The sequence below is a fragment of the Arthrobacter sp. sptzw32 genome (assembly GCF_059089735.1).
In genome coordinates this window covers 326259-346125 of record NZ_JBNHEZ010000002.1, presented here as the reverse complement: position 1 = coordinate 346125, position 19867 = coordinate 326259, and the positions used below count along the sequence as shown (strand labels likewise).

At 65.2% G+C, this 19867-nt stretch carries 19 protein-coding genes; 9 read left to right on the top strand and 10 right to left on the bottom strand.

Annotated features, from left to right (window positions below):
- Nucleotides 1-43: 43 nt before the first annotated feature.
- Nucleotides 44-301: a preprotein translocase subunit SecG gene (gene secG, locus AC5RVN_RS05165; RefSeq protein ID WP_494039617.1), complete on the top strand. Its 258-nt coding sequence runs from the start codon at nucleotides 44-46 to the stop codon at nucleotides 299-301.
- Between the two features lie 111 nt (nucleotides 302-412).
- Nucleotides 413-805 carry an RNA polymerase-binding protein RbpA gene (locus tag AC5RVN_RS05160; RefSeq protein ID WP_494039618.1) on the top strand — a complete coding sequence of 131 codons (393 nt, stop codon included), beginning with the start codon at nucleotides 413-415 and terminating at the stop codon, nucleotides 803-805.
- Here AC5RVN_RS05160 and pgl read toward each other — a convergent pair.
- Genes pgl through tkt form a run of 6 tightly spaced genes read right to left on the bottom strand, consistent with a single transcriptional unit; the run spans nucleotide 758 to nucleotide 8990 of the window.
- Nucleotides 758-1528 (bottom strand): 6-phosphogluconolactonase, encoded by a 771-nt coding sequence (gene pgl, locus AC5RVN_RS05155; protein WP_494040129.1) that lies wholly within the window; start codon nucleotides 1526-1528, stop codon nucleotides 758-760. The two genes, AC5RVN_RS05160 and pgl, sit on opposite strands and share 48 nt — an antisense overlap.
- A gap of 37 nt (nucleotides 1529-1565) precedes the next feature.
- A complete protein-coding gene (locus AC5RVN_RS05150) occupies nucleotides 1566-2507 on the bottom strand; it encodes a glucose-6-phosphate dehydrogenase assembly protein OpcA (RefSeq protein ID WP_494104764.1) in 942 nt (313 codons plus the stop codon).
- Nucleotides 2504-4075: a glucose-6-phosphate dehydrogenase gene (gene zwf / locus AC5RVN_RS05145; protein WP_494104765.1), complete on the bottom strand. Its 1572-nt coding sequence runs from the start codon at nucleotides 4073-4075 to the stop codon at nucleotides 2504-2506. The genes AC5RVN_RS05150 and zwf overlap by 4 nt, the downstream gene beginning before the upstream one ends.
- 14 nt (nucleotides 4076-4089) lie before the next feature.
- Nucleotides 4090-5724 carry a phosphoglucose isomerase-related protein gene (locus AC5RVN_RS05140; RefSeq protein ID WP_494137259.1) on the bottom strand — a complete coding sequence of 545 codons (1635 nt, stop codon included), beginning with the start codon at nucleotides 5722-5724 and terminating at the stop codon, nucleotides 4090-4092.
- Between the two features lie 6 nt (nucleotides 5725-5730).
- Nucleotides 5731-6846, bottom strand: a complete 1116-nt coding sequence (tal, locus tag AC5RVN_RS05135; RefSeq protein WP_494137258.1) for a transaldolase — start codon at nucleotides 6844-6846, stop codon at nucleotides 5731-5733.
- A 26-nt stretch (nucleotides 6847-6872) separates the two neighbouring features.
- Nucleotides 6873-8990, bottom strand: a complete 2118-nt coding sequence (gene tkt, locus AC5RVN_RS05130; RefSeq protein ID WP_494137427.1) for a transketolase — start codon at nucleotides 8988-8990, stop codon at nucleotides 6873-6875.
- A gap of 513 nt (nucleotides 8991-9503) precedes the next feature.
- Between tkt and AC5RVN_RS05125 the strand changes: the two genes are divergently transcribed.
- On the top strand, nucleotides 9504-10463 hold the full coding sequence (locus tag AC5RVN_RS05125) for a heme o synthase (RefSeq protein WP_494104900.1): 960 nt from the start codon (nucleotides 9504-9506) through the stop codon (nucleotides 10461-10463).
- 417 nt (nucleotides 10464-10880) lie between these two features.
- Here AC5RVN_RS05125 and AC5RVN_RS05120 read toward each other — a convergent pair whose 3' ends face one another.
- The 3 genes from AC5RVN_RS05120 to AC5RVN_RS05110 form a co-directional block, all read right to left on the bottom strand.
- Nucleotides 10881-11825, bottom strand: coding sequence for a COX15/CtaA family protein (locus tag AC5RVN_RS05120; protein WP_494039623.1), 945 nt, complete (start codon nucleotides 11823-11825; stop codon nucleotides 10881-10883).
- Between the two features lie 7 nt (nucleotides 11826-11832).
- Nucleotides 11833-12576, bottom strand: a complete 744-nt coding sequence (locus AC5RVN_RS05115; RefSeq protein ID WP_494039624.1) for an ABC transporter permease — start codon at nucleotides 12574-12576, stop codon at nucleotides 11833-11835.
- A 65-nt stretch (nucleotides 12577-12641) separates the two neighbouring features.
- On the bottom strand, nucleotides 12642-13610 hold the full coding sequence (locus tag AC5RVN_RS05110; RefSeq protein WP_494039625.1) for an ABC transporter ATP-binding protein: 969 nt from the start codon (nucleotides 13608-13610) through the stop codon (nucleotides 12642-12644).
- 114 nt (nucleotides 13611-13724) lie between these two features.
- Between AC5RVN_RS05110 and AC5RVN_RS05105 the strand changes: the two genes are divergently transcribed.
- The 6 genes from AC5RVN_RS05105 to AC5RVN_RS05080 all read left to right on the top strand — a co-directional run bounded on the left by AC5RVN_RS05105 (nucleotide 13725) and on the right by AC5RVN_RS05080 (nucleotide 18903).
- Nucleotides 13725-14558: a helix-turn-helix transcriptional regulator gene (locus AC5RVN_RS05105; protein ID WP_494104767.1), complete on the top strand. Its 834-nt coding sequence runs from the start codon at nucleotides 13725-13727 to the stop codon at nucleotides 14556-14558.
- Entirely contained in the window at nucleotides 14558-16021 is a 1464-nt protein-coding gene (gene sufB / locus AC5RVN_RS05100; protein ID WP_050055331.1) for a Fe-S cluster assembly protein SufB, read from the top strand. Before AC5RVN_RS05105 ends, sufB begins: the two co-directional genes overlap by 1 nt.
- 2 nt (nucleotides 16022-16023) lie before the next feature.
- Nucleotides 16024-17307 (top strand): Fe-S cluster assembly protein SufD, encoded by a 1284-nt coding sequence (gene sufD / locus AC5RVN_RS05095; RefSeq protein WP_494137257.1) that lies wholly within the window; start codon nucleotides 16024-16026, stop codon nucleotides 17305-17307.
- Between the two features lie 22 nt (nucleotides 17308-17329).
- Complete coding sequence (locus AC5RVN_RS05090; RefSeq protein WP_494039628.1) at nucleotides 17330-17689, top strand: non-heme iron oxygenase ferredoxin subunit; 360 nt, start codon at nucleotides 17330-17332, stop codon at nucleotides 17687-17689.
- An 80-nt stretch (nucleotides 17690-17769) separates the two neighbouring features.
- Nucleotides 17770-18561, top strand: a complete 792-nt coding sequence (sufC, locus tag AC5RVN_RS05085; protein ID WP_494039629.1) for a Fe-S cluster assembly ATPase SufC — start codon at nucleotides 17770-17772, stop codon at nucleotides 18559-18561.
- Between the two features lie 9 nt (nucleotides 18562-18570).
- The gene (locus AC5RVN_RS05080) at nucleotides 18571-18903 is read left to right on the top strand and encodes a metal-sulfur cluster assembly factor (RefSeq protein ID WP_458778629.1); all 333 of its coding nucleotides are present in this window, start codon (nucleotides 18571-18573) and stop codon (nucleotides 18901-18903) included.
- A gap of 81 nt (nucleotides 18904-18984) precedes the next feature.
- Here AC5RVN_RS05080 and ypfJ read toward each other — a convergent pair whose 3' ends face one another.
- On the bottom strand, nucleotides 18985-19863 hold the full coding sequence (gene ypfJ / locus AC5RVN_RS05075) for a KPN_02809 family neutral zinc metallopeptidase (protein ID WP_494039630.1): 879 nt from the start codon (nucleotides 19861-19863) through the stop codon (nucleotides 18985-18987).
- Between the last annotated feature and the right edge of the window lie 4 nt (nucleotides 19864-19867).

Sequence of the window (19867 nt, the reverse complement as noted above, 5' to 3'; positions counted from 1 at the left end):
CCGCCGCCAGACTCCGGCAATCCCATCTTTCCGAAAGGCCGTCGTGGACGTTCTTCATGTCATTCTGCAGATCCTCCTGGGCATCACCAGCCTCCTGCTGACGTTGCTCATCCTCCTCCACAAGGGACGGGGCGGCGGACTGTCCGACATGTTCGGTGGCGGCATGAGTTCAGGCCTGAGTTCCTCGGGCGTGGCTGAGCGCAACCTCAACAGGTTCACCGTTATCCTCGGAGTCACCTGGGGCATTGTGATCATCGCCCTCGGGCTGATCATGCGCTTCACCGGAGGCGGCGACTCCTGACGCACTGCTGAAGGATTCGTGCGGGGCACTGCCGCCGCAACGATCCGCGAACTAAACTGTGGCTGTCGGTTGTCCGGCAGCCACAGTTCTGTTTAAGAGGCAGGAGTCCCGATGCTGCATCCAACGTCAGGTTTCCGGGGCACCCGGGCGGGTGTGACGGCAGGAACAAGGCCGAGCCTCCAGGCCGACGAGGACCAGGGCAAGGCCCCTCCGCGCGTCCGGGTGTCCTACTGGTGTGCCAAGGGGCACGAAACCCAGCTGGTCTTCCTCAAGCTGCCGGAGGATCAGCTGCCGGTGGTGTGGGACTGCCGGCGGTGCGGCTGCCCGGCCTCGAAGGACGGCCTGGAGCGGGCCGAGGCGGACACAGAGGAAGGCTACAAAAGCCACCTGGAATACGTTAAGGAGCGGCGCTCCAGCCAGGACGCCGAGGACCTCCTGGCTGGAGCGGTGGAACGGCTACGCGCCCGCGGCGTCCTTCCGGACGAGCTGCTGCGGGACGCGTGACGCTGCGTTCTCATCGATGAGCCAGAGGGTACGGGACGTTCCCCGCGGACCCGCGGCGGGCACCTGCACGGGATTGGCACCCGCGAGTGCCAGGCCCACCGCGCCGGCTTTGTCCTCGCCCGCAACAACCATCCACACTTCGGCGGCCGTATTGATAGTGGGCAGCGTCAGGGAAACGCGCAGCGGGGGCGGCTTGGGCGAATTCCTTACCCCTACCACGGTCCGCTCCTTCTCGCGGATGCCGGCCTGCTCGGGAAAGAGCGACGCCACGTGTGCGTCCGGTCCGACGCCAAGCAGGACAACGTCCAGGCGTGGGACAGCGGCGGGCTGATCCGGCCGGTCGTCGGACATGTCGGCGGCGTGCTCGGTGGCGGCCGCTTCCCGAAGCTGGCGGGCGTAATCCTCTGCCGCCTCTTCGGGAGTATCGAACTGATCCGAGGATCCGGGTTCGTGGATTCGGTCCGGGTCCACCCGAATATGCGACAGCAAAGCGTTGAACGCCTGCTTGGTGTTCCGGTCGGCGTCGTCGGAGGCGACGAACCGCTCATCGCCCCACCAGAAGTTGACCTTGGACCAGTCAACAGCGGGAGCCGCCGGGGAGTCAGCAACAGCCTTCAGGGTGCCGATGCCCACCGTGCCGCCGGTCAGGACGACGGTGGCCTCACCGTATTTGTCCTGGACATCAACAAGCTTGGTGATCAGGCGGGCCGCGATGGCCGCCATCAGCACGGACGAATCAGGATGAATGCTTACTCTAGGCTCAACGCTCACTGGGTCGGACACTCCTTAGATTGGTACGCGGCAGTCCCATAGTAATCACTTCCCCGAACACTTCGTCCGGGTCCAGGCGGCGCAACTCCTCGGCAAGGCAGTCGCGGAGGCTGCGGCGCGGAAGTGAAATGCGCTGCGCGGGCTGGCCCGGCTGGGTCAGTTCGGCAACGGAGAGTCCCGGGCGGAAGAGCTGCACATCACCGCCGGGCCGGGTCAACCGGACACGGCGGATACCGGTCCCGGCGGGATCGGCCACAATGGTCACAGGTGCGTCCAACGTGAGGGTGAGCCAGGCTGCGAGGAGGATGGTGCTGGGGGAGTCCGAGGCACCTTCAACCGCGACGGCGGTCACCGGCGAGGAATCCACCTGGTCCAGGACCGCGGCGAGCTGGATCCGCCAGTTGGTCAAGCGGGTCCAGGCCAGGTCCGTGTCCCCGGCCCGGTAGGTCTTGTGGATGTTTTCCAGCGCCACCTGCGGGTCCGGCTCGTTTGCCGAATCTGTGATGCGCCGGTGCGCGATCCGGCCGATGGACGTTTCGCACGCGCTTTCCGGGGCCCCGTGCGGCCACCAGGCCACGATCGGGGCGTCCGGCAGCAGCAGCGCAGCCACGAGCGATTCGCTCTCATGCGCAAGCTGGCCGTAGCCCCGGAGCACGATCACCTCAGACGCACCGGCATCACCGCCCACGCGGATCTGCGCATCCAGTTTGTCTACGGCGTCGGCCCCGGCGTCAGCCAGGACGATGATCCGGCACGGGTGTTCCCGGCTGGCATCGTTGGCTGCCTCAATGGCCTCTTCCTCAAGCCCTGATTTGGTAACCACCACGAGGGTGAGCACCCGGCCCAGGGCGATCACGCCGCCCTGCTCGCGCAGGGCCATGAGTTTCTTGGAAACCTTCGAGGTGGTGGTGTCCGGCAGGTCTACAATCATGGCCTTCTCCAGGTTCGTCCGTCACGGGCCAGCAGCTCATCGGCAGAGGCCGGGCCCCAGCTTCCCGGGGCGTAGGGTTCGGGCTGTTCGTTCAGCTGCGCCCAGTACTCCTCGAACGGGTCAAGGATCTTCCAGGACAGCTCCACTTCCTCGTGCCGCGGGAACAGCGGCGGCTCGCCGAGGAGCACATCCAGGATCAGCCGCTCATACGCCTCCGGGCTCGATTCGGTGAAGGAGTGCCCGTACCCGAAGTCCATGGTCACATCACGGACTTCCATCTGTGTGCCCGGGACCTTCGAGCCGAACCGGATGGTGACGCCCTCGTCGGGCTGCACCCGGATCACCACCGCGTTCTGGCCGAAGTCATCCTCGCCGTGGTCGCGGAACAGCAGGTTGGGTGCGCGCTTGAACACCACGGCGATCTCGGTCACCCGCCGGCCCAGGCGCTTGCCGGCGCGCAGGTAGAACGGGACACCGGACCAGCGGCGGGTGTGGATGTCCACCCGGACCGCGGCAAAGGTTTCGGTGGTGGAATCGGCCGGGATGCCCTCTTCCTCCAAATAGCCCTGGACCTGTTCGCCGCCCTGCCATCCGCCGGTGAACTGTCCGCGCGCTGAATGCGTGGACAGGTCATCGGGGAGCTTGACCGCTGCCAGGACCTTTTCCTTCTCCGCGCGCAGGTCATCGGCGTTGAAGGAGATAGGCTCTTCCATCGCGGTCAGCGCCAGCAGCTGGAGCAGGTGGTTCTGGATGACGTCACGGGCCGCGCCCACGCCGTCGTAATACCCTGCCCGGCCGCCGGTGCCGATGTCCTCGGCCATGGTGATCTGGACGTGGTCCACGTAGTTGGCGTTCCACAACGGTTCGAACAGCTGGTTCGCGAAACGCAGCGCCAGAATGTTCTGGACCGTCTCCTTGCCCAGGTAGTGGTCGATCCTGAATACGGCGTCCGCCGGGAATACCGATTCAACGATGTCGTTCAGCTGCCGGGCGGACTCAAGGTCGTGTCCAAACGGCTTCTCAATCACCACGCGGCGCCACTTGTCGCCTTCGGACTGGGCCAGGCCGTGCTTGGACAGCTGCCGGCAGACCTGTTCGAAGGCCTTGGGCGGAATCGAGAGGTAGAACGCGTGGTTTCCCCGGGTGCCGCGGACGTCGTCGAGTTCCTTGATGGTGTCACCGAGCCGCTCGAAGGCGCCGTCGTCGTCGAACTCGCCCTGGACAAAACGGACGCCCTCGGAGAGCTGGTTCCACACTGCCTCGTCAAAAGCCGTACGTGCATAAGCCTGCACGGACGCCTTCACCTCGGCGGCGAAGTCCTCGTCCGTCCACGGCCGGCGGCCGAACCCCACCAGCGCGAAGCTGGGGGGCAGCAGCCCACGGTTGGCGAGGTCGTACACGGCCGGCATGAGTTTCTTGCGGGCAAGGTCACCGGTCACTCCAAAGAGCACCAGCGACGACGGACCGGCGATCCGGCTCAGGCGGCGGTCCCGTGGGTCCCGGAGCGGATTGCGCGCCGGTTTCCCGGGACGCGTGCCGGACGTCCTGCCGTATTCAGTTTCTGGCATGTTGCTTCTGGGCCTTAGCTTTCGGTTACGGAGGCTGACCTGGCGGACAGCGCAGCAATAATGTCCTGCAACTGTGCCACACCGGCTGCCCGGTCGGTCAGGTGCAGGCGAAGCACTGGACGTCCGTGCTCACTCAGGACCTGGGCGTCACCTGCGGCCTGCGCCGAGATCAGCTTCCCAAACGTGAAGGGACGGTCCGGGATAGCGAGATCTTCTGCTGCATCGGCAGTTATCTGCAGGAATACCCCGATGGCGGGGCCGCCCTTGTGGAACTGGCCCGTGGAGTGCAGGAACCGCGGCCCCCAGCCAAACGTGACGGGACGGCCGGAAATGGCTGCCAGTTCATCGCGGATGCCCTCGAGCTGAGCGAATGCGAGGCGGTCGAAGTACGCCTGGACGCTGAGGTAGCTGTCCGGCTGGAGCGTTTCCAGCAACGCGCGCACCGACCCTTCAGCGGTGGACGCACCAGCGAGCCAGTCCCCGCCACGCACCTCGATGGCGCCGTCAACAAATGCTGCGGGCGTCGGCTCAGGCTGGGCGTCCAGCAAACCGCGGGCGGCCACCTTGGCAGCCTCGACATCGGGCTGGTCGAACGGGTTGATGCCGAGCAGGCGCCCGGCCACAGCAGTGGCGAACTCCCAGACCATCATCTGGGTTGCCAGGCCACCGGCGATGGCAACTTCGTTCTCACCCAGTTCCACGTCGGCGTCTGCTGCTACCAGCCGGACCACCAGGACATCGTCCGCGTTGGACGTCACCTCCGGCGAGTTCGGGCCGGCAACTACGGGCAGGACGCCTGTTCCGAGCTTGCCCGTGGACTCGGCGATGAGCTGCTCGGCCCAGTCGGCGAAGCCTACGATGCCCGAACCGTCCTCCGGGATGACAATCTTGTTGCGCAGAGGACTGGTACCGCCCAGCGCCGTACCGAGGGACAGTCCGATGTTCTCGGGAGCGTCCTCGTTAAGGATCTCGGCTGCTTCCTCGGCTTCGTCGAGGAACGCCTGGATGTCGACCCCGGCCAGGCCCGAGGGCACCAGGCCGAACGCGGTGAGGGCAGAAAAGCGTCCGCCGACGTTGGGGTCGGCGTTGAAGACCGCACGGTAGCCGGCATCGCGGGAGGCCTTGTCCAGCGGGGAACCGGGATCAGTGACGATGATGATCCGGCTGCCGGCATTGATGCCGGCGTCGTTGAACGCCTTCTCAAAGACCCGTCGCTGGGAATCCGTCTCAACGGTGGAACCGGACTTGGAGGAAACCACGATGGCGGTCTCCGCCAGCCGGTCCGCCAGGGCAGCACGGACCTGGTCCGGGTCCGTGCTGTCCAGCACAGTCAGCTCGACGCCAGCCGTGCCGGCAATGACCTCCGGAGCCAGCGATGATCCGCCCATGCCGCACAGCACGATGCGGGTAACGCCTTCGGCGCGCAGTGCTTCGCGGAGTTCGACGATCTCCTTCACCAAGGGCTGTGAGACGGTGGCCGCCTCCACCCAGCCGAGCCGGATGGCGGACTCGGCTTCGGCGTCGGGACCCCACAGAGTGTGGTCCTTGGCGAAGATCCGGGTGGCGATGCGGTCCTCCACCAAAGCGGGGAGGTGCTGTTCCAGTGCCTGCTGCGCGGCACCTGTGGCTTCGTAGCTGAGTGTGCTCATTGTTGGTTAGGAGGCCTTCCGTGCTGAGGCGAGGGCGCCCTCGACATCGCCGAGGAGTTCCTTCCAGCTGGCCACGAACTTGTCCAGGCCTTCGGATTCGAGGAGTGCAACGACCTCGTTGTAGGAGATGCCGAGCTTTTCGAGCGCGTCCAGGGTGTTGTTCGCTTCGGCGTAGGTGCCTGTTACGGTGTCTCCCGTGACCACGCCGTGGTCGAAGGTGGCGTCGAGCGTCTTTTCGGGCATGGTGTTGACGACGCCGGGGGCGACGAGCTCCGTGACGTACAGGGTGTCCGGGTAGGCCGGGTCCTTTACGCCGGTGGAAGCCCACAGGGGACGCTGGGGGAGTGCGCCGGCGTCGGCCAGCAGGGCCCAGCGTTCGGTGGCGAAGAGCTCCTCGTAGACCTGGTAGGCGAGGCGGGCGTTGGCCAGGCCGGCCTTGCCCTTGAGTGCCTTGGCTTCCTCGGTGCCCAGGGCGTCCAGGCGCTTGTCGATTTCGGAGTCCACGCGGGAGACGAAGAAGGACGCGACGGAGTGGATCTTCGAGAGATCGTGGCCGTTTTCCTTTGCCTGCTCCAGGCCTGACTGGAAAGCGTTGATGACGGCACGGTACCGCTCTAGGGAGAAGATCAGGGTCACGTTGACGCTGATGCCCTCGGCCAGGGTGGCGGTGATGGCTTCGAGGCCCTCGAGCGTGGCCGGGATCTTGATCAGGACGTTGTCCTTGTTGACCCGCTTGTACAGGTGCTTGGCTTCCGCGATGGTGCCGGCGGTGTCCCAGGCAAGCCGGGGGTCAACCTCGATGGACACGCGCCCGTCAACGCCGTTGGTGGCTGATGCCACGGGTGCGAACAGGTCGCAGGCGTCGGCAACGTCGGTGGTGGTGATCTCGAAGATGGTGTCTTCGACGGACGCGCCGGCTGCGGCCTGCTTGGCGATCGTGGCGTCGTAGTCGGTGCCTGCCGTGATGGCGGCGTGGAAGATGGACGGGTTGGTGGTCACGCCAACCACGTTCTTCTCTTCAATGAGCTTGGCCAGGGTGCCGGTGTCCAGGCGTCCGCGGGAAAGGTCATCGAGCCAGATGGAAACTCCGGCGTCCGAGAGCTGCTGGGTGGGAGTAGTCATGGTGTTTATCTCCTGGAAATCGGTTGTTAGGCCTGGAGGCCTGCGAGGGAGTCCTTGGCGGCCGCGGCAACTGCTTCTGCGGTGATGCCGAACTCCTGGAAGAGGCGCTTGTAGTCGGCGGAAGCGCCGTAGTGCTCAAGGCTGATGGAACGGCCGGCGTCGCCGACAAATTCCTTCCAGCCCAGGGACAGTCCTGCTTCGACCGAGACGCGGGCCTTCACGGCGGCAGGCAGCACGGACTCGCGGTAAGCGGCGTCCTGTTTGTTGAACCACTCAACGCAGGGCATGGAGACGACACGGGCGGCAATGCCTTCGGCCTGAAGGGCTTCCCGGGCCTGGACGGCCAGCTGGACCTCGGAACCGGTGCCGATGAGGATGACGTCGGCGGGGACGGTGGCGCCGTCCTTGGATGCCTCGGCCAGGACGTAGCCGCCCTTGGCGACGCCGGCGACCGAACCGAACGTGTCGCCGTCGGCTGCTCCCTCACCGCGCTCCCAGGTGGGGATGTTCTGGCGGGTCAGCACGATGCCGGCCGGGTTGGAATGGTTCTCCAGCATGGTCTTCCAGGCAACGGCCACTTCGTTGGCGTCACCGGGGCGGACAACGTCCAAGCCCACGATGGCGCGCAGCGAGGCGAGCTGTTCCACTGGCTGGTGGGTGGGGCCGTCCTCACCCAGGCCGATGGAGTCGTGCGTCCAGACGTACAGGGACGGCACACCCATCAGCGCGCCGAGGCGGATGGCCGGGCGCTGGTAGTCGCTGAAGATCAGGAAGGTGCCGGAGAACGCACGGGTGCGGCCGTGCAGGCTGATGCCGTTCACGATCGAGGCAGCGGCGTGCTCGCGGATACCGAAGTGCAGGACCCGGCCGTAGGGGTTGCCCTTCCACGCCTCGGTCTGCTTGGAAGCAGGCACGAACGACGGCGAGCCCTCAATGGTGGTGTTGTTCGATTCGGCGAGGTCTGCCGAGCCGCCCCACAGTTCGGGCAGCACCGGACCGAGCGCGTTCAGAACCTTGCCGGACGCGGCACGGGTGGAGACGTCCTTGCCGGCGGGAAAGACCGGGAGGGCGGCGTCAATGTCGTTGGGCAGCTCCTTGGCCTCGATGCGCTGCAGCAGGGCTGCACCTTCAGGATTGGCAGCCTGCCAGGCGTTGAACGATTCTTCCCATTCCTTGCGGGCAGCAGCACCGCGGTCCACCACGGCGCGGGCGTGGGCCAGGACGTCCTGGTCCACATCAAAGGACTTGGCCGGGTCAAAGCCCAGGACTTCCTTTAGCGCTGCGACTTCCTCGGCGCCGAGTGCGGAACCGTGGATCTTGCCGGTGTTCTGCTTCTTGGGCGCCGGGTAGCCGATGATGGTCCGCAGCGACACGATGGAGGGCTTGGACGTCTCAGCCTTCGCAGCCAGGAGGGCCGAGTAGAGCTCCTGGACGTCTTCCTTGTATTCGCCGGTCTTGGTCCAGTCGACCCGCTGGACGTGCCAGCCGTAGGCTTCGTAGCGCTTCAGGACATCCTCGGTAAAGGCAATGTCGGTGTCATCCTCGATGGAGATGTGGTTCTCATCGTAAACAACAACGAGGTTGCCCAGTTCCTGGTGACCGGCCAGGGAGGAAGCCTCGGCCGTGACACCTTCCTGAAGGTCACCATCGGAGGCGATTACCCAGATGGTGTGGTCAAAGGGCGACTCGGCGGCGGGAGCATCGGCGTCGAACAGGCCGCGCATCCGGCGCTGAGAGTAAGCGAAGCCAACCGAGGACGCAAGACCCTGGCCCAGGGGGCCGGTGGTGATCTCCACCCCGGCAGTGTGCTTGTACTCAGGGTGGCCGGGCGTCAGTGAACCCCAGGTGCGCAGCGCCTCCAGGTCCTTCAGTTCCAGGCCGTAGCCCGAAAGGAAAAGCTGGATGTAAAGGGTCAGTGAGGTGTGGCCCGGGGAAAGGACGAAACGGTCACGGCCCAGCCAGTCAGGGTTTCGGGGATCGTGGCGCATCAGCTTCTGGAACAGAAGATACGCCGCCGGCGCCAGGCTCATGGCGGTTCCGGGGTGGCCGTTGCCCACCTTCTCCACTGCGTCGGCAGCCAGGACGCGGATGGTATCCACCGCACGCTGGTCCAGTTCGGTCCAGGACAGTTGTTGCTCTTCCAAATGTGGCACGAAAACCGGGCCCCTCTCTGTGCTGATGGCAGGCGGCACACCGGGTCCGCGTAAATGGCACGCCTTATGGCGTCCGCTGCGGTGTGTACCAGCCGTTCACCATCGAAACGTTGATCTTTTTATTCAGCCACGCGTCAACTCGGAATGCGTTTTCCGCCGCTTTCGTGCTGCGTGCTGATCTGGTGACAGCTTAGCTCCATTCCACTTCCCGGGCGGCCGAAATCTCACGTTGTGGACGCAATTTCGGCTTATGTGAATGCGTCTGAAGTGAGGCTGAGTTAATCTGCTCGAATCACTGCACACGCAATCACCAGCGCCAAATAGCGGGCCGTTGGGAGGAGACCGGCGCGGTATGATATTCGGAGGCCAAAGCCGGGCGGTGGACGTATTCCAGCTTCCAAAACCCCAGGCTGTGGCGCGGATCACCATTCCGTTCCGCCGGCGCCCCTATGGGCGGGCCGCATGACACAGCTGGACAGCCAGACAGAACTGCCAACAGAACGGGTGACTGCCACCGTGAGCACAACAGATACGCCGCTGAAAGCATCCCGGGCATCAAAAGCCGGGATTGCCCGTAAGGCCAAGGCGTATCTCGCCCTCACCAAGCCACGCGTCATCGAACTGCTCCTGGTAAGCACCCTGCCCACCATGATCTATGCGGAGCGCGGCTTCCCTTCGATCGGGCTCATCCTGGCCACCCTGGTTGGCGGTGCATTCGCCGCCGGCAGTGCAGGGGCTTTCAACTGCTACATTGACCGCGACATCGACAAACTGATGCACCGCACCGAAAACCGCCCGCTGGTAACGGGTGAAGTCACGCCGCGTGAAGCACTGATTTTCTCCTGGCTGTTGGGCGCCGCCGCGATCGCCATCCTCTGGTTCGGCGCCAACCCGCTGTCCGCCTGGCTGGGGCTGGGCGCCATCTTCTTCTACGTGGTGATTTACACCATCATCCTCAAGCGCCGGACTGCGCAGAACATCGTCTGGGGCGGCGCAGCAGGCTGCTTCCCGGTGCTGATTGCCTGGGCTGCCGTGACGAACTCGGTGGAATGGCCCGCCGTCATTCTCTTTATGGTGATTTTCCTCTGGACCCCGCCCCACTACTGGCCGCTGTCCATGCGCTACGGCGAGGACTACCGCAATGCCAACGTCCCCATGCTCGGGGCCATCGCCGGGGCCAAGGTGGTTTCCGTCCAGGTGGTCCTGTATGCATGGGCGATGGTGGCCTGCTCGCTGCTGATGGTTCCCGCCGGCGGAGCGGGTTGGGTCTACACGGTCACCGCAGTCCTTGCCGGGACCTGGTTCTTGTACGAATCGCATTCCCTCTACAGCCGGGCCCAGCGCGAGGACATCACAGACAAGCGGGCCATGAAGGTCTTCCACGGCTCCATCAGCTACCTCACCCTGCTCTTTATTGCCCTGGCAGTCGATCCGTTCATCGGGCCGGCGGTCATGGCCGGCTAACAACCGCGACGCTCTCTCACTTATTACGGGTTTCCACCGGACGCTCTCTCCCTTATTACGCGTTCCAGGCGGACGCTCTCTCGCTTATTACGCGTTCCAGGCGGACGCTCTCTCGCTTACGACAGGTTTCACCCGACGCTCTCTCTTCTTCCGGGCTACTGCACCCTGCCTCACGCTGATCGTGGAAGGTTTGTTGCACCCCTAGGTGAAAGAGCGTCCAGGGAAACGCTGCGCTAGGTGAGAGAGCGTCCAGGGAAACGCTGCAGCAGGTGAGAGAGCGTCCAGGGAAACGCTGCAGCAGGTGAGAGAGCGTCCAGGGAAACGCTGCAGCAAATGAGAGAGCGTCGTTAAGGACAGAAGCGCCCCGGTTCATAGGAACCGGGGCGCTTGGCGTTGAGTGACGCAGCCGGGCGAGGACTACTCCACGGGGCTGGACCGGGCGATGTCCCAGGCATTCGTTGCCGCCACCATCAGCAGGGCTGCCCCGAGCATGTGGGCTGCCACCAGCAGTGCCGGGATGCCGTTGTAATACTGGGTGAAGCCGATGGCGGCCTGAAGGAGCGTCACGCCGAGCAGTCCCAGGACGCCCGCGCGGAAGGGCCCCTTGATCCGGCGCAGGAACACCAGCGCGAGTGCCACCACCGTGCCGGCGGTCACCAGGTAGGCCGGAACGGCGTGGATGTGGGAGAACAGGTCCCAGTCCAGCCCGTTGCGCGGCGCATCGGCGTCGCCGGCATGCGGTCCGGCTCCGGTCACCACCACGCCGAGCATCACGGCCAGGGTGGAGAAGAGCGCGACGGCGGCCGTCACCGGGCGCATAACGCCCGGCAGGGCCGGGTGGGACATCGTCCGGAACCGGCCGGTCCGGCCGAAGGCGCGGTTCACCAGCAGTGTGGCAAACACCACCAGCGCCATGGAGACCAGGAAGTGCAGGCCCACCACCCAAGGGTTGAGGTTCGTCAGTACGGTGATGCCGCCGATGACTGCCTGCGCCGGAATGCTGGCCAGAAGGCCCAGCGCCAGCAGGAAGAGGTCCCGGCGCTCCTTGCGGAGGTTCCACAGGTACACCAGCATCAGGGCTGCGACGGCGGCCAGGGCGAAGGTGAGGAGCCTGTTGCCGAACTCGATGAAACCGTGGATGCCCATCTCCGGGGTGTTCACCAATGAGGTATCCGTACAGCGCGGCCAGGTGGGGCAGCCAAGGCCGGAGGCGGTAAGTCTCACCGCACCACCGGTGACCACCAGGAGGGTCTGGCCGATCAGGGAGGCAACTGCCAGGCGGCGCACCCGGACGTCCACGGCCCGGGGCAGCCGTGACGACAGGCGGTTAACGAACTGGGGGAGGCGTGCGGCCGTGCTCACGGATATCTCAATTCCACTTGAACCAACGGATGGCTGCTGCCCCGGCAATGAGAGTCCAAAGGAGCAGGATGAGGGTGGCGCCGCCGTTCAGCGTGCCGGTCAGGAAAGCCTCGCGCAGGGATTCCCCGAGCGCCCCTGAGGGCAGGAACTGCACTGCGTCCCGGGCGGCGGCAGGCAGGCGGCCGGCCGGCAGTACGATTCCGCCGAGGGCGCCCAGCAGGATCCATAGCAGGTTGGTGATGGCGAGGGTGGCTTCGGGCCGGACGGTGCCGGCCACCAGCAGTCCCAGCGCGGTAAAGGCGGCTGCGCCCAGCGCCAGAAGGAACAGGCCGGGGATCCAGCCGCCTGCCTGGGGGCGCCATCCCAGGGACAGGGCTACGGCACTGACGGCGGCCACCTGCAGGCAGAGGACGGCCAGGACCGACAGTGCCTTGCCGGCGATCAGCCCGCCGCGGCCCAGGGGAGTGGTGGAAAGGAAGCGGAGCACGCCATACCGCCGGTCGAAGCCGGTGGCGATGCCCTGGCCGGTGAACGCCGTGGACATGGCGCAGAGGGCCAGGATCCCGGGGACGGCAACGTCGATGCGGCTCCCGCCCAGCCCGTCAAGGAACGGTGTCACGGTTAGGCCGACGAGCGCCAGGAGGGGCAGGACTATTGCCAGGATCAGCTGCTCGCCGTTACGGAGCATGGCCGTGGCCTCGTATTTGCCCTGCAGCAGGACACGCCGCAGCAGCGGGGCCGGCTCTTGCATGCCGGAAACCCCGCCGAGCGGCAGAAGTCTGCCGTTTCCTCGGGCTGGGCCGGGCGCAGTCCCGTTCATCGGATGTCCTTTCCCGAGATATCCAGAAAGACGTCTTCAAGGCTACGCGCCTGCAGGTTCATTGAAGCAGGCATGATGTCATTCGCTTCCCACCAGCGGGCGAGTGCCGCCAGATGGGCCGGGGTCAGGTTGCCCGTCAGGCAGTAGCTTCCGGCGCGGGCCTCGGCAACACGAATGCTGTCAGGCAGGACGCCGGAGAGGTCCAGCCCAGGAGCAGCCTCGAACTCGAGCGTCCGGATGTGGTCCGCCCCCGCCTCCACGACTGGGCTGCGCTGCAGCAGTTCCTGGACGGTTCCCTCGGCGACGTTCCGGCCGCCGTCGATGATGTAGACGTAGTCAGCCAGCCGCTGCGCGTCATCCATCAGGTGCGTGGTGAGGATGATGCCCATCCCGGCGTCGCGCAGTTCGGAGATGAGACCGAACACCAGTTGGCGGGACTGTGGGTCGAGGCCCGCGCTGGGCTCGTCCAGGAATAGGACTTCGGGCCGGCCGATCAGGGCGGCGGCCAGGGCAAGGCGTTGTTTCTGTCCGCCGGAGAGCCGCCTGACGGTGGTGCGGCTGAACGCGCCGATACCCAGCCGCTCAATCAGGTCATCCACCGGCCAGGGGCGGGCGTAAAGGCCGGCAATATGGCGCAGCAGGGGAGTAGGCCTGGACGACGGCGGCAGCCCGCCGTCCTGAAGCATTACACCTACGCGGGAGCGCAGGGCAGCCCCTGCCGTTGCCGGGTCCTCGCCCAGCAGGGAGATGGTGCCGCCGCTGCGCTTTTGGAGGCCCTGTGCACATTCGAGTGTGGTGGTTTTCCCGGCGCCGTTGGCACCCAACAGGGCCGTGACCTGTCCGCGTTCGGCGACAAGCGATACCCCGCTCACAACCCGGAGCATCTTTCCGTCCAGGCTTGCAAGCGGGCCAACATCCTTAACTAGCCCGCTGATGGACAGAACCGGGGATTGGGGGGATCGCACCCCAGTATTCTACGGGATGTAGTATTTTTCGCCGGCCTTGGCAGTGCTGCGAAGGCCAGCCTGCCCTTACTGGAGCGGGGGAGTAAATTACGACATTATTGTGTTGTGTATTCCATGAGCAATGCTACTGCTGTGCCTTTCACCGGGCACGGAGCCTCCCAGGCTCCCGCAGACCGGGGGCCGGTGGCCGCCGGTCCGGTGGCTGACGCTGATGAGCGCACGCGGGACCGCGTCCTCTCTGCCGTTTTGGAACATGGTCCCGTCAGTGCCGCTGAACTGGGCGACCTGCTGGGCTTCACGCCGGCGGCCGTGCGGCGCCACTTGGACCATTTATCCCGTGCAGGCGTTATTGAAGTCAAGCGCGTGGCCAAGTCCGGTGCCGGGGCGGGGCGGCCCGCACGGCGCTATGTCCTCAGTTCCCAGGGGCAGTCGAGTCTCGGCAATGATTACCTGGGCATTGCCGCCCTGGCGCTCCAGGAGCTGCAGAAAGTCGCGGGCCCCGACGCGGTGCGGGCATTCGCCGTCGAACGCTTCTCGGAGATGGAACGCCGGTACGCGCCGGAGATTGACCAGGCGGGTCCGGACATCGCAGACCGCGCCAAAGCCCTGGCCGATGCTTTGAGCCGCGACAACTTCGTGGCCTCCGCCGCTTCCATCGCCGCCAAGCCGCCGCTTCCGGCGGCCCTGTCCAGCGTCCAGCTTTGCCAGGGGCACTGCCCCATCCAGCAGCTTGCGGCCCGGTTCCCCGTGTTTTGCGACGTGGAAACCGAAGTGTTTTCCAGGCTGGTAGGCGTGGATGTCCGCCGGCTCTCCACCCTGGCGCGCGGCGGGCACGTCTGCACCACCCACATTCCTACAGGCAGGCTGTCTGCCCAGGCACCCACGCGGTTCCCGGCAGCCCCCGCCAGCCTGAATGAAGTAAACAACCATCAGCAAGAAAGGCCGTGATGACGGACCAACTATCAGAGAAAGCAGTCGCCGAAAACACTGTGATCTCGGAGATTCTGGAAAAGAATCCCGAGCTCCACGGCATCGGCACCTACGAGTACGGCTGGGCTGACAAGAACGACGCCGGCGCCAACGCACGCCGTGGGCTCAACGAAGAGGTAGTCCGGGACATTTCGGCGAAGAAGAGCGAGCCGGAATGGATGCTTGACCTGCGCCTCAAGGGCCTGAAGTACTTTGACCGCAAGCCCATGCCCACTTGGGGCGCGGACCTGTCGGGCATCGACTTCGACAACATCAAGTACTTTGTGCGGTCCACCGAGAAGCAGGCTGCCACCTGGGAAGACCTGCCCGAGGACATCAAGAACACGTACGACAAGCTGGGCATCCCCGAGGCCGAAAAGCAGCGCCTCGTCTCCGGTGTCGCTGCCCAGTACGAGTCCGAGGTTGTTTACCACCAGCTGCGGGAGGACCTTGAGCGGCAGGGTGTCATCTTCCTGGACACCGACACCGCCCTGAAGGAACACCCGGAGATCTTCCAGGAGTACTTCGGCACCGTTATCCCGGTAGGCGACAACAAGTTCGCATCGCTGAACACCTCCGTGTGGTCCGGCGGTTCTTTTGTCTACGTCCCCAAGGGCGTCCACGTGGACATCCCGCTGCAGGCGTACTTCCGCATCAACACCGAGAACATGGGCCAGTTCGAGCGGACCCTGATCATCGCCGACGAGGACTCCTACGTCCACTACATCGAAGGCTGCACTGCTCCGATCTACACCTCGGATTCCCTGCACTCCGCCGTGGTGGAGATCATCGTCAAGAAGGGCGCCCGCGTCCGGTACACCACCATCCAGAACTGGTCCAACAACGTGTACAACCTTGTGACCAAGCGCGCCATCTGCGAAGAGGGCGCCACCATGGAGTGGGTTGACGGCAACATCGGCTCGAAGGTCACCATGAAGTACCCGGCCGTCTACCTTGTTGGCGAGCACGCCAAGGGCGAGACCCTGTCCATCGCTTTCGCCGGCGAAGGCCAGCACCAGGACACAGGCTCCAAGATGGTGCACATCGCGCCGAACACCAAGAGCTCCATCATCTCCAAGTCGGTGGCCCGCGGTGGCGGGCGCGCTGCGTACCGCGGCCTGGTGCAGGTCCGGGAAGGCGCCAAGCACTCGGCCAACACCGTGCGCTGCGACGCGCTGCTGGTGGACACCATCAGCCGCTCGGACACCTACCCGTACATCGACATCCGCGAGGATGACGTTGTTATGGGCCACGAGGCAACTGTTTCCCGCGTCAGCGAAGAACAGCTCTTCTACCTGATGTCCCGCGGCATGCGCGAAGACGAAGCCATGGCGATGATCGTCCGCGGCTTCATCGAGCCCATCGCCCGCGAGCTCCCCATGGAGTACGCACTTGAGCTGAACCGCCTGATTGAACTGCAGATGGAAGGGTCCGTCGGATAACGATGACTGAAATCACTACTGAAAAGGCGCGCATCGGCGCGCCCTCAGCCCAGCCGTTCATCGACGGCTTCACCGAAGAAGGCGAAAGCCTCTCGCCCATCAATGCCGGCTCGAAGGCCCCGCTCGCGGGGGCACCGGCCAAAAGCCACTCCCACGGGGGCGGCGAAGGTGTTCCGGACAGCTCCCGTGCGGGCCGCCTGACGTCCTACAGGCTCGCCGACTTCAAGCCCCTCACCGGCATGGAGGAAGACTGGCGCTTCACCCCGCTCAAGCGCCTTCGCGGCCTGCACTCCGAGGTCCTGTCCGGCGCGGCTCCCACCGTGGTGGTTAACGGTCCCGAGCAGGTCACCGTGGAAAGCGTCACCCGTGATGACCAGCGGATTGGTACCGCCGGCGTCCCGGAGGACCGCGTGTCCGCCAACGCCTGGGAAAACTTCGCGGGGGCCACCGTGGTGACCATCCCCGCCGAGTTCGAAGCCCTGTCGGAGATCTCCGTGGACATCGAAGGCACCTCCCTTGAGGCTGCCGCCCAGCACCTGGTGATCGTGGCGGAGAAGTTCTCCAAGGCAGTTGTGGTCCTCAATCACAGGGGTTCCGCCGTCGTATCGGAGAATGTCGAGATCATCGTGGAGGATGGCGCCAGCCTCACCGTTATCTCGCTTCAGGAATGGAACGACGACGCCGTCCACGCCTCCTCCCAGCAGGCCAGGATCGGCCGTGACGCCAAGCTCAAGCACGTCATGGTGAGCCTGGGCGGCGACCTCGTCCGCGTTACGCCGTCGGCCCGCTTCACCGCCCCCGGCGGCGAGGCCGAGCTCTTCGGCCTGTACTTCGCAGATGCGGGCCAGCACCTCGAGCAGCGCCTTTTCGTGGACCACGCGGTGCCCAACTGCAAGTCCAACGTCCTCTACAAGGGTGCGCTGCAGGGCCGCAATGCCCACGCCGTCTGGGTTGGCGACGTCCTGATCCGCAAGGAAGCAGAAGGCACCGACACCTACGAAGCCAACCGCAACCTGCTGCTGACTGACGGCGCCCGCGCCGATTCCGTGCCCAACCTCGAAATCGAGACCGGGCTGATCGAGGGTGCCGGCCACGCCAGCGCCACCGGCCGGATGGATGACGAGCACCTGTTCTACCTGATGGCCCGCGGCATCCCGGAGGATGTTGCACGCCGCCTGGTGGTCCGCGGCTTCCTGAACGAGATCATCCAGCAGATCAAGGTCCCCTCCATCGAGGAGCGGCTGACCGACGCTGTTGAGCGCGAACTCGCACTGACGGATAACTAGAAGGTACGGGCACGGATTACTGATGACTGAACAGCCAAAGGGCGAGCTCGTCTGCAAGGTGGATGAAATTCAGGTGAAGCAGGCGCTGCGGATCCTGATTGACGACTACCCTGTGGCAATCGTTAAGGACTCCATGGGGGAGATCCACGCAATCGGCGACACCTGCTCGCATGCGGACATCTCACTGTCCGAAGGGGATGTGGAGGGCTGCGCCATCGAGTGCTGGGGCCACGGCTCCCAGTTCGACCTCCGCACCGGTGAACCGCTGCAGCTGCCGGCCTACGATCCCGTTCCGGTGTTCGCCGTCGAGATCCAGGGGGACGAGGTCTACGTGGACTTCACCAACATCCTCAACGGCGCCCAAGCCCCCAACTTCAGCTAGCACCATCGAATAACGAACCAACTTCCAGACAGAAAACCGCCCCGCGGCCGCCAGGCACGGGGCAGAGGAGAACACGACACATGTCTACCCTTGAGATCAAGGACCTGCACGTCAGCATTGAGACTGAGCAGGGCACCAAGGAAATCCTGAAGGGCGTCAGCCTGACCATCCGGACCGGCGAAACCCACGCCATCATGGGCCCCAACGGCTCCGGCAAGTCCACGTTGGCCTCCACCATCGCAGGCCACCCGCGCTACAACGTCACCAGCGGCTCCATCACCCTCGACGGCGAAGATGTCCTGGAGATGAGCGTTGACGAGCGTGCCCGCGCCGGCGTCTTCCTGGCCATGCAGTACCCGGTGGAGGTACCCGGCGTCAGCATGACCAACTTCCTGCGGACCGCCAAGACCGCCATTGACGGCGAAGCCCCCAAGCTCCGCACCTGGACCAAGGACGTCAAGGCTGCCATGGAGCAGCTGCGCATCGACGCCGACTTCGCCCAGCGCAACGTCAACGAAGGCTTCTCCGGCGGCGAGAAGAAGCGCGTGGAAATCCTCCAGCTGGAACTCTTCAAGCCCAAGTTCGCCGTCCTGGACGAGACCGACTCCGGCCTGGACGTTGACGCGCTGAAGGTTGTCTCCGAGGGCGTCAACCGCGCCCACGCCGACGGCAACATGGGCACCCTGCTGATCACGCACTACACCCGCATCCTGCGCTACATCAAGCCGGACTTCGTACACGTGTTCGTGGACGGCCAGGTTGTTGAGGAAGGCGGCCCCGAGCTGGCCGACCGCCTGGAAGAAGAAGGCTACGACCGTTACGCCAAGGGCGCCGGCGCTGCCGCTGCACCCGCCGTGGCGCAGGCCCAGTAAGGACTTTCCATGACCGAAATCAACGCGTCCCGCACGAGTCTCGAGGACGTCGAAGAGGCGCTGAAGGATGTCATCGACCCTGAGCTCGGCGTCAACATTGTGGACCTCGGACTGCTGTACGGCCTGAAGTACTCCGATGACGACGGCGCGCTGCTGATCGACATGACCCTGACCACTGCTGCGTGCCCGCTCACCGATGTCCTCGAGGAGCAGGTGGGCCAGGCCCTGGACGGCGTTGTGGACGACTGGCGCCTCAACTGGGTCTGGATGCCGCCATGGGGTCCGGAGCGGATCACCGACGACGGCAAGGACCAGATGCGGGCCCTCGGCTTCAACATCTAAGAGTCCCAGGAGTACGAGGACGGCAGGTCACCTTCCCAGTGGAAGGTGACCTGCCGTCCTCGTTCCTGCAGAAAAGCGAGGCTAAAGACTCGGTGCGGAGAAGGTGTCGCACTGGTTGATGTCGCCGGTGTTAAACCCCTTGTAGAACCACCGCTGGCGCTGCTCGCTGGAGCCGTGGGTCCAGGCTTCGGGGGAAACGCGTCCGGTGGCTGCCTCCTGGATCCGGTCATCGCCCACCGCGGAAGCCGCGGACAGGGCGTCGTTCAGGTCCTGCTGCGTGAGCGCTTCCAGGAACGGCTGGCCTGCCGGCCCTGGCTGGGTGGATGCGTGCTTCGCCCACAGTCCGGCGTAGCAGTCTGCCTGGAGTTCAACGCGTACGGCACCGGACTCAGGGCCCTGCGGATCCTGCTGGGCACGGTCCAGGTTTCCCAGCACGTTTTGGATGTGGTGTCCGAACTCGTGCGCCACGACGTACTCCTGGGCCAGCGGGCCGCCGGAGGAACCGAAGCGGTCCACAAGCTCCTGGAAGAATCCGGGGTCGAAGTACGCGGTGGTGTCGGCCGGGCAGTAGAAGGGACCGACGGCGCTGGAAGCGGCGCCGCAGCCGGTGTTAACGCCCTGCTCGAAGATCACCGTCTTCGGCCGGGGGTATTGCACGTTGTACTGCTGCAGGTAGGCCGGCCAAAACGCGTTCAGGCTGTTGACGGTGCCGGTGATGCGGCAGTCCACGCGGGCGTCGGCATCGGCGCCGGTCTCGCAGGCCGGCGCTGTTCCTTGGCTTTGGGGTGCCTGCCCCGCCCCGGCCAGGCCCTCCAGGAGCTGGGGGTTGACGCCCAGGAGCGAGGCGATGAGCAGGATGAGCCCGCCGCCGATGCCGCCGCCTACTTTAACTCCGCGGCCCATGCCGCGCCTGTCCTGGACCTGCGAGGGATCCAGCTGCACATTGTCGTTGAAACTCATAAGG

Bases quoted from the DNA above. Each gene is read 5' to 3' on its own strand.
- AC5RVN_RS05160 (WP_494039618.1), top strand. From the start codon at position 413: ATGCTGCATCCAACGTCAGGTTTCCGGGGCACCCGGGCGGGTGTGACG.
- pgl (WP_494040129.1), bottom strand. From the start codon at position 1,528: ATGGCGGCCATCGCGGCCCGCCTGATCACCAAGCTTGTTGATGTCCAG.
- AC5RVN_RS05150 (WP_494104764.1), bottom strand. From the start codon at position 2,507: ATGATTGTAGACCTGCCGGACACCACCACCTCGAAGGTTTCCAAGAAA.
- zwf (WP_494104765.1), bottom strand. From the start codon at position 4,075: ATGCCAGAAACTGAATACGGCAGGACGTCCGGCACGCGTCCCGGGAAA.
- AC5RVN_RS05140 (WP_494137259.1), bottom strand. From the start codon at position 5,724: ATGAGCACACTCAGCTACGAAGCCACAGGTGCCGCGCAGCAGGCACTG.
- tal (WP_494137258.1), bottom strand. From the start codon at position 6,846: ATGACTACTCCCACCCAGCAGCTCTCGGACGCCGGAGTTTCCATCTGG.
- AC5RVN_RS05115 (WP_494039624.1), bottom strand. From the start codon at position 12,576: ATGCAAGAGCCGGCCCCGCTGCTGCGGCGTGTCCTGCTGCAGGGCAAA.
- AC5RVN_RS05105 (WP_494104767.1), top strand. From the start codon at position 13,725: ATGAGCAATGCTACTGCTGTGCCTTTCACCGGGCACGGAGCCTCCCAG.
- sufB (WP_050055331.1), top strand. From the start codon at position 14,558: ATGACGGACCAACTATCAGAGAAAGCAGTCGCCGAAAACACTGTGATC.
- sufD (WP_494137257.1), top strand. From the start codon at position 16,024: ATGACTGAAATCACTACTGAAAAGGCGCGCATCGGCGCGCCCTCAGCC.
- AC5RVN_RS05090 (WP_494039628.1), top strand. From the start codon at position 17,330: ATGACTGAACAGCCAAAGGGCGAGCTCGTCTGCAAGGTGGATGAAATT.
- sufC (WP_494039629.1), top strand. From the start codon at position 17,770: ATGTCTACCCTTGAGATCAAGGACCTGCACGTCAGCATTGAGACTGAG.
- AC5RVN_RS05080 (WP_458778629.1), top strand. From the start codon at position 18,571: ATGACCGAAATCAACGCGTCCCGCACGAGTCTCGAGGACGTCGAAGAG.
- ypfJ (WP_494039630.1), bottom strand. From the start codon at position 19,863: ATGAGTTTCAACGACAATGTGCAGCTGGATCCCTCGCAGGTCCAGGAC.